An 11,434-nucleotide genomic window follows, 5' to 3' on the forward strand; every position below is an offset into this window, starting at 1 on the left:
TGTTGGTGAATGCAATTAGAGGGTAAAAGTTATGGGTTTTTGGGCTAAATTATTCGGCGGTGACTCTGCTAAAGAAGATGATTCTGAAAAGCCGCGCAAGGTATCAGATGAAGATCAACCACGAGTGGTAAAAGATGGTGATGAGACTAAGCGCGGTAGCCAGTTAGATAAAGAAGAACTGGAAGCAAAGCATCGAGAGGATCTGGAAACACCCAAATATACTGAACGGCCGAAAGAAGAGAAAATGGCCGGAGGTGCTAAAAAGAAAAGCGATAAAGAAGATTAGGAGGAATTAAGGTATGGGATTTTTTAGTAAAGTTTTCGGCGGGCTTTTTGAGCCTAAGAGGGAGCCTCAGCCGCAGCCTAAGCCAGGTTCTACGGGTAATAAGAGTAAAAGTCAGGATATAAGTCACGAAGATGGGCCTAAATATAGCGGGCGGGAAGAAGAAACTAAGGCCCAGAAGAATGCAGATCCTGAAACCCGTGAAATTGTGAAAGAGGCTCAGGAGTATCCTAGAGAAGATAAGCCAAACCCTACGGCGGATGCTGCTAAAACCGCAGGTAAGACGACATCATCAAAAAGCCCGCAGGAGCAGCAAAAAACTCAACCCAAGCCTGGAGCGAAGCAACGTAAAAAGCCGACTAACACAGCAACAGGTAAAAATGATAATTAGGCAAAAACTGGATACTGATCAAATCAGTATCCAGCTAGTTGCTGTACACTTCCAATAAAATCACCATTCAACTAAATCCAACTACCTAAGAGGTGTTATGTCGCTCAATATTCTTGTATTTCTTGGTTCTGTCAGGGACAGTACCCCGCCTAAGCCTGCGCGGGTAGGCAAACGCGTAGCCCTGGCCTGTGAGCGTATTTTAAATGACGCCGGTCATCAGGTTGAGGTCATAGATCCTCTGGACTCTAAATGTCCGGATGTCTTCAAGCCGGCTTTCGCTTATAGCGATAAAGAACGTCCGGAAATGCTGCAAAAGTTACAGGACAAAATTGAAGCCGCAGATGCTTATGTCATGGTCAGCCCAGAATATAACCATTCTATGAGCCCGGCGCTGGCTGAGCTGCTGAATCATTTTGGTAGTTCAAGCTTTGCTTATCGTCCCAGTAGTATTGTTACTTATTCTGCGGGTCAATGGGGTGGTGTCCGAGCCGCTGTGGCGCTGCGAAGCTTTCTGGGAGAGCTTGGCTGTTTACCGGTATCGGCGATGATACATGTTCCTAAAGCCTCCGAATCTATTGATGAAGAGGGTGCTTTTAAAGAAGACAGTGAGCGCTGGCAGGGTTATTTCGAACGTAGTTTTGCGCAGTTGCGCTGGTGGGCTGAAGCCACTATAGCGCAACGTGAGAAAGAAGATCCGCATCAAGCGGCGCCAGCTTTTAAGAGTTCACCTTCCCAGCGGAATGCACCCTGAAATCTTAATATAAACACGTTGCTAACAAATTATTTTAGACGGCTAGACTTCTATATGGAATCGTATTAGACTCGGCTTACTTTGTTTCAGCAGCGTGTTTGTTATGCCACTTAATCTCATCATTATCGGTACCGGAAATATCGCCAGTTATTGGCTGCAATATTTTGCGGAAAAGCTGCCGACAACTATACGTGTACATGCGTTGGTTAATTCAAAAGGCTTGCATTTAGTATCTACAGAGCGTCCTGTTTATAAGCAAATTCCACATTCGCTACATCAAGAAGCTGATACTCAATCGTTGGTAAGCAAAGCCCTGGCTTCCTTACCGGGGCCGAAGGCGGTTGTTGATCTGACTGCAAGTAAGATAATTAGCCGAGCCTATACCGACTGGGTTAAACAGGGAGCTCACCTAATTAGCGCGAATAAGTACGCAGGTTCCGCAGCACCTGATTTTTACCAGAAATTAAGGGATACTCTGGGCGAATGTAAGGGTCATTGGTTATATAACACTACTGTAGGCGCAGGGCTCCCCATCCAGAAAGCTATAGCGGAACGTCGCAGTTGCCATGATGAAATTGTTCAGTTGGAGGGCAATTTTTCCGGCTCTTTATCCTGGATTTTTCAGCAGTATAGAGCCGGTGATCGTTTTTCGGAGTGGTTGTTAAAGGCCGCTGAGATGGGGATGACAGAACCGGATCCAAGGGTTGATTTAAGTGGCCTGGATGTGGCTCGGAAACTATTAATTCTGGCTCGCGATGCTGGATGGCCATTGCAGTTAGCGGATATTGAACTGGAAAACCTGGTGCCTGAGGAGCTCAGAGCTGTCAGTCTGGAGCAATTCTGGCAACATTTGCCTTTGTTAGATGATTTTATCGAGCAACGCCAGGGCGGCGGCTGGCAATATCATTATCTGGGGCGTGTCAGCAGAGCCTGCGACGGACGAATAAGGGCGGTGGCTGGTTTGTATCCAATAGCCACCAATAGTCCTTATGCTCACTTAGTACCGGGCAATGCTAATTTTGTTATACACAGCCTGCAATATGGCAGTAGTCCGCTGATTATTCAGGGACCTGGCGCAGGGCGTGAAGTAACAGCCGCGGGTGTGCACAGCGACATACTTGAACTGAGTTCCCGGTTAAGTTAATTACTGACTTTCCAGGCGTTGAATCTCTTTCCATAGTTCATCGGCTTCCGCGGAAAGGGAGGAATGTGTGCGGATATCGCCATTACGTTGGGCTTGCATCGATTTTTCCTGCAATTGAGCCAGCTTTTTGCGTAGTTTCTTAGTAGGCGATTTATTAAAGAGTCCAAACATAAGGCTTCCAGATAGGGTGGTTGAATGCCTTTATACGAAGTACGCACGGAAAAGATCGCTTGAGCTTTTTTGACGTTGCTTTATAAATGGGGTTAGATGTAGCTCTTTTGCAGTCTGACGAGCCAGGAGTTAACGCCGTTGTGAACATTTCAAACATTCCTTTAGGGTATGCAATTCTGCCACTTGCATTTGCGTTACCTCTTATCTTGTCTGGCCTGTTATCCGCATTAGGTAAAAGTGATAAGTATTCCTTCAATCCTTTCTTGTTATTGGGTTTTTCCGTGCTTCTACCGCCAATAGGCTGGATTATATTCTTACGTCATCTGTACCGTATTCTGCGTTTGCCCAAAGAGGAAAAAGAGGAATAAGCTCATGGTTACTTAGCCTTGTGTTTTTTCTGTAAAGTTACAGCAGGATTATTGTTGTGGGGCAGTAGTAGCTTTTGAAAAAACGCATGTAACTGTCCATTAGACGCTTTGTCCCAGACCATTCGTGTAGAGCCTGATGTAGAGTCGAGAACCTGCATACAGGTCACGGAGCTCTTCGTGTTGTTGTATTGAGATGCCATAATAGAACCATAAGTGATAATCATTATCATTTAGATGATAGAGAAGCATCTCATAATATGCAAACCTCTTTTTTGTAAAGGCGATCATTTCTACTGATTAATTTAAAACCCTTAAAATACAGTTTATTACAGATTTTAATGCTTTTTGATGATGACAGGAGCGCCCCGTTTGTTAGTTAATTGTAAGTAAAACGTAAACTGTCTATTCGTGTAGTTTTTAATCATATAGGATGATTTTTATCGGGTTAAAAGGCTGTAACCAAAACACGGAAAGGAGGTTAACTTGAACATTTCAAACAGCGCTGATGCCTTAACGAATGTGCTTAATGGACTGGCTGCCATCGTTTATGTTTTCGATCCTGACAGTTATGAACTGCTTTATGTAAATGATTATGCAGTTAAGAACTTAAACACAGGTGAAGACCCTGAGCAGTTAGTGGGGAAAAAATGCGATCATTTCCCCTTTTGTACCCACCAGAAATATCATTTGAAGCAATACTCAACTCAGAATACTCAAATACGAGAATTCCATAATCCTCTGGATAAACGCTGGTATCAGTGTCGTGACAGTTATATCAGATGGAATGACGGACGTTTGGTGTGTCTGGAAATAGCTACGGATATAACCGAGCAGAAAAAAAATGAATTAGAGCTACAGCAGAGCATAGCGCGGGCTGAAGCCCTGGCGCACACTGACGAGCTGACTGGGTTGAATAACCGTCGCGCATTTTTTAAGTTTGCGCGTCAGGCGATTAAACAACAGTCCCGGACTTCCGCAGAAGTGGCACTGGTATTTTTTGATCTTGATTACTTTAAAGTAGTTAATGACACCTATGGTCATGAGGCTGGTGATCTAGTACTACAGGCAATGGCCAGGGCCCTGGGACCTGAGGTGCGTGAAAGCGATGTCCTCGGTCGGGTTGGGGGTGAAGAGTTTGCCATGCTTATGACTGCTTCCAGTGCCAGTGACGCGCTGGATGCTACAAGTCGTATTCAGCAGGTTATGAATAAGGTGACCGTAAATTACAAAGGCCATCAGCTGGCCTGCACGACTAGCTTCGGCATCGCTGTGGCAGCAGCTAAAGCGACTACTCTGAATAGCCTTATGGCTGAAGCCGATAAAGCGCTCTACCAGGCAAAATCTGAGGGGCGTAATACTATTATTAGCTGTCTTAGCGCGGCATAGTTTTACAATACCCTGTTAATACTTGAGCGAAATACTCGGGTACTATATAATCGTGGATAAACCTCAGCTAGTAGTGAGTTATCCATGAGTGAACAAATCGATCAGGCGTTATCGCGCAAGTATGATGCTGGATTCGTTTCTGAAATCGAATCTGAAACTTTTCCCATAGGTTTGGATGAAGACGTTATTCGACGCATTTCGGCTATGAAAGAAGAGCCGGAGTGGATGCTTGAGTGGCGCCTTAAGGCTTATCATGCCTGGCTGAAGATGGACGAGCCAGAATGGGCCCATGTCGATTATCCAAGAATGGATTATCAGAGCATTTCTTATTACTCAGCGCCGAAAAGCATGAAAGACAAACCTCAGTCACTGGACGAGGTCGACCCTGAATTGCTGCGTACCTATGAAAAGCTGGGCATTCCTCTGCATGAGCAGGAGATGCTGGCCGGAGTAGCGGTTGACGCCGTATTCGATTCGGTTTCTGTGGTAACTACGTTCCGCGCTAAGCTGGAAGAAGCCGGCGTTATTTTCTGCCCGATTTCAGAAGCCATTAAAAAGTACCCTGAATTAGTGAAAAAATATCTGGGCACCATAGTGCCGCGTTCAGATAACTTTTTTGCCGCACTGAATAGTGCTGTATTTACTGATGGTTCTTTTGTTTATATTCCTAAAGGTGTGCGTTGCCCGATGGAACTGTCTACCTATTTCCGTATTAACGAAATGAATACCGGGCAGTTTGAACGTACGCTGATTATTGCCGAAGAGGGTAGCCACGTAAGTTACCTGGAAGGCTGTACCGCGCCGCAACGGGATGAAAACCAGCTGCATGCTGCGGTGGTTGAGCTGGTTGCGCTGGATAATGCCGAGATCAAATATTCGACAGTACAGAATTGGTACCCGGGCGATGAAAACGGCAAAGGCGGTATTTATAACTTCGTAACCAAACGTGGTTTATGTGAAACCAACGCCAAGATCTCCTGGACTCAGGTAGAAACCGGTTCCGCGGTTACCTGGAAATACCCAAGCTGTATTTTAAAAGGTGATAACAGCATCGGCGAATTTTATTCGGTGGCGTTGACCCGCGGCAAACAGCAGGCTGATACCGGCACTAAAATGATTCACCTGGGTAAGAACACCCGGTCTACCATAGTTTCCAAAGGTATTTCCGCAGGACGCAGTAACAATGCGTATCGTGGCTTAGTGCGTATGGGTCCGAATGCGGAAAATGCGCGTAACCATACCGAGTGTGATTCTTTGTTAATCGGCGATCTTTGTGGTGCGCATACCTTCCCTTATATCGAAAGTCGCAATCCGTCGGCCATTGTGGAGCATGAAGCTACTACATCTAAGGTCAGCGATGAGCAGTTATTCTTATGTAAGCAACGTGGCCTGGACGCTGAAAAAGCGGTCTCTATGATAGTCAACGGATTCTGTAAAGAAGTATTCCGGGAATTGCCTATGGAGTTCGCTGTTGAAGCGGGCAAATTGCTAGAAATTAGTCTTGAAGGTTCAGTGGGGTAATAGATGTTAAAAGTTAAAAATCTGCAAGCGAGTGTTGAAGGCACTAACATTCTGAAAGGTCTGAACCTTGATATTAAACCTGGTGAAGTACATGCGATCATGGGGCCGAATGGCTCAGGTAAAAGCACGCTGGGTTATGTGTTAACCGGGCGTGATGGTTACCAGGTGCAGGGCGGTAGTGTTGAGTTTAACGGTAAAGATCTGCTGGATATGGAAGTCGAAGAGCGTGCCCATGAAGGCCTCTTCCTGGCGTTTCAGTATCCGGTAGAAATTCCCGGCGTCAGCAACATGGAATTTATGAAAGAGTCAGTCAACGTGGCGCGTCAGCACCGTGGACAGGAAGCTTTAACTGCTGCTGAGTTTTTGAAAAAAGCCAAGGAAGCCTGCAAGCAGGTTGAGTTACCCGTAGAATTTTTAAAGCGCGGTGTTAACGAAGGTTTCTCCGGTGGTGAGAAAAAGCGCAATGAAATCATGCAAATGATTATGCTTGAACCGCAATTGTGCATTCTTGATGAGTCGGATTCAGGGCTTGATGTCGACGCATTGCAAGTGGTTGCTAAAGGCGTAAACAGTCAGCGTGACGGCAAACGTAGCTTTATTGTGGTAACCCATTATCAGCGTCTGCTGGATTATATTGAACCTGATTTCGTGCACATTCTGTCGCAAGGCAAAATTGTTAAAAGTGGCGATGCTTCACTGGCCAAAGAAGTGGAAGCTTCTGGTTATGCCTGGCTTGGACAGGAAGCCGAGTCTGAGGAGACCAGTGCATGAGTCAGTGGTTAGCACAAGTCATTGACCGTGCCGCAGCCGTTGACGACTGGCTGAGTCCGGTACGGGCCGAAGCATTAGCTCAGTTACGTGGTGAAAAGTGGCCGGGACGTCGTACTGAAGCCTGGCGTTATACCTCGTTGCATCCGGTAGAAAATTTGCAACTGGCTACAAGCGCCAGTTCAGAGCAGACACAGATAGCTGCCATTGAAGGGCTGAATAGCCTGGATATTGTTTTTGTCGACGGTCAGTTACAAACCGATATTAACAACCTTGAATTACCAGCTGGGGTGACGATCACTTCGTTGTCAGATCCCTCAACAGCGAGCCGAACGGTTGCTGGTCAGGTCTTTACGCAGGTTAAACCACAACGTCACCTGTTTGGTCTGGTCAATGATGTACTGGCACAGCAAGGCGTAATTATTGATCTTGCCGATGACGCCAGCCTGTCGCAGCCGGTGCGTATTGTAAATATCTCCGGTACTGGCGTGGAATCTCACAACCGTGTGATTGTGCGCTTAGGTGCGCGGGCGAAAGCGACCATTATTGAACATGGTGAGGGCGCTGCAAGTGGCTTTAATACCGCTTTTGCAGAGTACCTGTTGGGTGAACAGGCTGAACTTGAGCATTATCGTTTCTCTATGTACAGCGCGGAGAATATCCATATTGGCGGCAGTCATTTCCAATTGGGTACGCGCTCAAAGCTGAACTCTACGTTAGTGGGTTATGGCAGTCAGCTATCGCGTCTGGATGTGGATATTCATCATGCGGGCGAGCATGCTTTTGCCAAATTCAATAACATTTACCTGCTGGCAGCGGGCGAACATTTTGATCTGCATAGCACTATTGAGCATGCGGTGCCTAATGGCACCACCGAAGAAAATGCGAGGGGCATTATAGGGGACCGGGCGAAAGCTGTGTTTAACGGACGCATCCATATTCACCGCGATGCGCAGAAAACATTGGCTGAGCTGAATAACCGTAACCTGCTTTTATCACGTCGGGCACAGATAAACACCAAGCCAGAGCTAGAGATCTATGCGGACGATGTGCAGTGTGCCCATGGTGCAACAGTAGCCGAAATAGAAGAAGAAGCGCTGTATTACCTGCGTAGCCGTGGCATTCCACGTAGTCAGGCGCTGGTAATGCTGAACTTTGGTTTTATTCAGGAATTAGTTGCTCAAATGCCGAATCAGGCGTTGGTGAACTGGTTACAACCGCTGTTAAAAGCGCGTTTCGAGAGCATGGAGGTCAAATGAGCCTGGATGTAGCTCAGTTACGGGCTCAATTTCCGATTTTACAGCGGCAGGTGAATGGTCAGCCATTGGTATATCTGGATAATGCGGCAACGACGCAAAAGCCTCAGGCGGTAATAGATGCTATTACTGCGTTCTATACCGAGTGCAATGCCAACGTGCATCGTGGTGCTCACCAGCTTTCCGATGAAGCAACCCGCCGTTATGAAAAAGCGCGGGAGGTGGTGGCTGCTTTTATTCATGCAGCAGCCCGGGAAGAGGTGATCTGGACCAGCGGTACTACAGAAGGCATTAATATCGTAGCCCGGGGCATGTCACAACAGCTGCAGGCTGGTGACGAAGTGATGGTCACAGAGATGGAACATCATGCCAACCTGGTCACCTGGCAACAGGCCTGTAAGGCTGCTGGGGCCACTTTAAAAGTGGTGCCTATTCATGAAGACGGTGCACTGAACCGTGAAGCATTCAGTGACTTGCTGACTGATAAAACACGCATGGTAGCTATGCCACATATTTCTAATGCGCTGGGTACTATTAACCCGGTCAAAGCACTTACGGCTGAAGCCAAGAGTAAAGGCGCGCTGGTACTGATTGACGGTGCTCAGGGTGTTGCTCATGGTATCGTCGATGTGCAGGATATTGGCTGTGATTTTTATGTGTTTTCAGGCCATAAACTCTTTGGACCTACGGGTATCGGAGTGTTATGGGGACGTAAGTCCGTTCTTGAAAACTGGCCAGTATGGTTAACCGGTGGCGAGATGATCGCGACTGTAAGCTATCAGGATGCTACCTGGGGTGAATTACCTAATCGTTTAGAAGCAGGCACCCCTAACATTGCCGGTGCTATTGGTTTGGCTGCTGCTATTGAGTGGTTCCAGAGTCTGGATGTGAGCGCTTTGCAGGTGCATGAAAAAGCCTTGTTAACCCGTGCCACTGAACTGGCAGCCAAGGTACCAGGTCTGCGCATAGTGGGAAGCTCAGCGAATAAAATTGGCATTTTGAGTTTTATTATCGAAGGCGCCCATCCGGCGGATATTGGCTTTTTACTGGATCGCCAGGGTATTGCTATCCGTACCGGCGATCATTGCGCACAACCTTTGATGGAACGCCTGGGCGTACCGGGAACGGCGCGGGCGTCTTTTTCAATATATAATACGTTGGATGAGGTAGAGCAGCTGTTTATCGGCATCGATAAAGCTCGCACTATGTTAGGCTAACAACTGGAGGTGGCTTATGTCTGTAGAAACATTTGTTCCGCAGTCTGCTGTTATTAGCATGACAGACACGGCTGTACGTTATTTTGAGAAAAAATTAAGCGAGCAGCCGGGTAAAATTATCCGCTTGGGTACTAAGCTCAGCGGCTGCACAGGTTATGCCTATGTACTGGATTTCGCTGATACCGCAGGCGATAATGACGCGTTGGTACCCGTGAGTGATAATCTGAGCATAGCCGTGGATAAAGAAGCACTGGACGTACTGCGCAATACTGAAATTGATTACGTCAAAGAAGGCGTTAACGGTATTGTTAAGTTTAATAATCCGAACGTAGTCGACGAATGTGGCTGCGGCGAAAGCTTCAGCGTTAAATAATATGCAGAATATGGTCTCGACAACGCGCGAATGCAAAGCGCGGCGGGTTCCTACGGGTGAAACCAAAATTATTCCTAAGGGTGAGTTTGTCACTATCACTCAGGATTTAGGCGGTAACTATACGGTAACCTGGCAGGGCAATATGTTGCGTATCGACGGTACCGATGCGGATGCACTTGGACGCAAAGCGCAAACCCTGGATTTTGCCGAAGCTGACAATGACGAGATTAATCAGGATCAGGTATGGCAGGCACTGGAAAGTGTATTTGACCCTGAAATACCTATTAATCTGGTTTCTCTCGGGCTTATTTATGATGTCGATATCGACCAGGCTAAGAAACAGGTTAATATAAAGATGACCCTGACGGCTCCAGCCTGTGGCATGGGTCCTGTGCTGGTCGGTGATGTCGAGTATCGTGTTGCTATGGTACCTAATGTAGAAAAGGTCGACGTAGAACTGGTATTTGATCCGCCCTGGTCGCGGGACATGATGAGCGAAGAAGCTCAGCTTGAAGCGGGTTTGTTCTTTTAACTAATAGATTACAGGTATAGCCACTGAATGAAGTTACCAAGCAGTGAAGAAATAGTAGAGGACCTGGCGTTTTTTGACGACTGGGAACAACGCTACCAGTACATTATTGATCTGGGCAAGGGCATTCCAAGATTACCTGAATCTGAGCATAAAGATCAGTATAAGGTGCGCGGTTGTCAGAGCAACGTCTGGCTGATTAGTCATCAGCGGGAAGGTCGCTTGCAATTTGAAGTGGATAGCGATGCTATTATTGTGCAGGGACTGTTAGCGCTGGTGATGGCCGCTTATAATGATAAAGCGCCTGCGGATATTCTGGCGTTTGATATTGATGATTATTTTGAGCAACTCGATTTAGAACGTCATATCAGCCCGACCCGGGGCAATGGTTTGCGTGCTATTGTGGCTAATATTCGTAATCAGGCACAACGAGCCGTATAACCCATACAGCGTAACCGCTAAGAAGCTATGCTGGTATCTATGCGTAGCTTTTCACTTTTTTGCCGTTCAGCTACCTTTTGCACATCATTTTTAGCCATCAGCTCGCCCAGCGTAATGCTGTCTAAGAAATCAGAGATGCGATCGCTCAAGTCTGACCATAAATTATGGGTCAGACAGGTGAGGCCGTTCTGGCAATTCGATTTACCCTGACAGCGTGTTGCATCAACAGATTCATTAACCGCACGTATGACTTCTCCAACGGAGATCTCATTAGCCACACGACTTAATTTATAGCCGCCACCGGGACCACGAACGCTATCGACCAGTTTATGGCGGCGTAAACGGGAAAAAAGCTGCTCAAGATAGGATAATGATATCTCCTGGCGTTCGGAAATATCGGCAAGGGAAACAGGCCCTTTTTGTGCATGCAAAGCAACATCCAGCATAGCTGTCACCGCGTAGCGGCCCTTAGATGTAAGTCTCATAATCACGTCTGCCCAGGCTGAAATTCTGTTTTGACTATGCCATAAACCTAGTGTTTTGGTCAAGTATTTAACCTAGTGCTGCAGTCAGGTACTCGATGGGGTTTTGCCGGTTTGGGACAGGTGCCACCAGCCATACGGTGTTGCCGGTTTTGGGTAGGGCAGGTTCCACCTGCCGCCGGCCCTGCAGCAAAACGGAATGCTTATACGGCAGGCCGAGCCTGCCCTACGCGGGGATCGGCGGGACAGGTGCCTCCAGCCATACGGTGTTGCCGGTTTTGGGTAGGGCAGGTTCCACCTGCCGCCGGCCCTGCAGCAAAACGGAATGCTTATACGGCAGGCCGAGCCTGCCC

The 11,434-nt window shown here is 47.2% G+C and carries 15 protein-coding genes; 13 read left to right on the forward strand and 2 right to left on the reverse strand.

The annotated features are described in order from the left end of the window. The first annotated feature begins 31 nt into the window (after positions 1–31). The 4 genes from CWE09_RS01550 to CWE09_RS01565 all read left to right on the forward strand — a co-directional run bounded on the left by CWE09_RS01550 (position 32) and on the right by CWE09_RS01565 (position 2,569). A complete protein-coding gene (locus CWE09_RS01550) occupies positions 32–286 on the forward strand; it encodes a hypothetical protein (RefSeq protein ID WP_126802148.1) in 255 nt (84 codons plus the stop codon). 13 nt (positions 287–299) lie between these two features. Then, entirely contained in the window at positions 300–674 is a 375-nt protein-coding gene (locus CWE09_RS01555) for a hypothetical protein (protein ID WP_126802149.1), read from the forward strand. A 97-nt stretch (positions 675–771) separates the two neighbouring features. Further along, positions 772–1,425 carry an NADPH-dependent FMN reductase gene (locus CWE09_RS01560; RefSeq protein ID WP_126802150.1) on the forward strand — a complete coding sequence of 218 codons (654 nt, stop codon included), beginning with the start codon at positions 772–774 and terminating at the stop codon, positions 1,423–1,425. 103 nt (positions 1,426–1,528) lie between these two features. Beyond that, the gene (locus tag CWE09_RS01565) at positions 1,529–2,569 is read left to right on the forward strand and encodes a hypothetical protein (RefSeq protein WP_126802151.1); all 1,041 of its coding nucleotides are present in this window, start codon (positions 1,529–1,531) and stop codon (positions 2,567–2,569) included. On the opposite strand, the gene CWE09_RS01570 is transcribed toward CWE09_RS01565, so the two are convergent. Beyond that, entirely contained in the window at positions 2,570–2,740 is a 171-nt protein-coding gene (locus CWE09_RS01570; RefSeq protein ID WP_126802152.1) for a DUF6435 family protein, read from the reverse strand. It lies immediately after the preceding gene. Positions 2,741–2,880: 140 nt separating this feature from the next. Between CWE09_RS01570 and CWE09_RS01575 the strand changes: the two genes are divergently transcribed. The 9 genes from CWE09_RS01575 (at position 2,881) to CWE09_RS01615 (ending at position 10,599) form a co-directional block, all read left to right on the forward strand. Continuing rightward, positions 2,881–3,108: a hypothetical protein gene (locus tag CWE09_RS01575; protein ID WP_126802153.1), complete on the forward strand. Its 228-nt coding sequence runs from the start codon at positions 2,881–2,883 to the stop codon at positions 3,106–3,108. Between the two features lie 483 nt (positions 3,109–3,591). After that, entirely contained in the window at positions 3,592–4,494 is a 903-nt protein-coding gene (locus CWE09_RS01580) for a sensor domain-containing diguanylate cyclase (RefSeq protein WP_126802154.1), read from the forward strand. 84 nt (positions 4,495–4,578) lie between these two features. Beyond that, on the forward strand, positions 4,579–6,015 hold the full coding sequence (gene sufB / locus CWE09_RS01585) for a Fe-S cluster assembly protein SufB (protein ID WP_126802155.1): 1,437 nt from the start codon (positions 4,579–4,581) through the stop codon (positions 6,013–6,015). Positions 6,016–6,018: 3 nt separating this feature from the next. Further along, positions 6,019–6,786 (forward strand): Fe-S cluster assembly ATPase SufC, encoded by a 768-nt coding sequence (sufC, locus tag CWE09_RS01590; RefSeq protein WP_126802156.1) that lies wholly within the window; start codon positions 6,019–6,021, stop codon positions 6,784–6,786. Further along, entirely contained in the window at positions 6,783–8,042 is a 1,260-nt protein-coding gene (gene sufD, locus CWE09_RS01595; protein ID WP_126802157.1) for a Fe-S cluster assembly protein SufD, read from the forward strand. The genes sufC and sufD overlap by 4 nt, the downstream gene beginning before the upstream one ends. Continuing rightward, complete coding sequence (locus CWE09_RS01600) at positions 8,039–9,256, forward strand: aminotransferase class V-fold PLP-dependent enzyme (RefSeq protein WP_126802158.1); 1,218 nt, start codon at positions 8,039–8,041, stop codon at positions 9,254–9,256. Before sufD ends, CWE09_RS01600 begins: the two co-directional genes overlap by 4 nt. A 16-nt stretch (positions 9,257–9,272) precedes the next feature. Next, the gene (locus CWE09_RS01605; protein WP_126802159.1) at positions 9,273–9,629 is read left to right on the forward strand and encodes a HesB/IscA family protein; all 357 of its coding nucleotides are present in this window, start codon (positions 9,273–9,275) and stop codon (positions 9,627–9,629) included. A 1-nt stretch (position 9,630) separates the two neighbouring features. Beyond that, a complete protein-coding gene (sufT, locus tag CWE09_RS01610) occupies positions 9,631–10,161 on the forward strand; it encodes a putative Fe-S cluster assembly protein SufT (protein WP_126802160.1) in 531 nt (176 codons plus the stop codon). A 27-nt stretch (positions 10,162–10,188) separates the two neighbouring features. Next, complete coding sequence (locus CWE09_RS01615; protein WP_126802161.1) at positions 10,189–10,599, forward strand: SufE family protein; 411 nt, start codon at positions 10,189–10,191, stop codon at positions 10,597–10,599. A 17-nt stretch (positions 10,600–10,616) separates the two neighbouring features. Here CWE09_RS01615 and iscR read toward each other — a convergent pair whose 3' ends face one another. After that, entirely contained in the window at positions 10,617–11,084 is a 468-nt protein-coding gene (gene iscR / locus CWE09_RS01620; protein ID WP_126802162.1) for a Fe-S cluster assembly transcriptional regulator IscR, read from the reverse strand. Positions 11,085–11,434: the final 350 nt, after the last annotated feature.

It is taken from the genome of Aliidiomarina minuta (assembly GCF_003987145.1).
Lineage (GTDB): Bacteria > Pseudomonadota > Gammaproteobacteria > Enterobacterales > Alteromonadaceae > Aliidiomarina > Aliidiomarina minuta.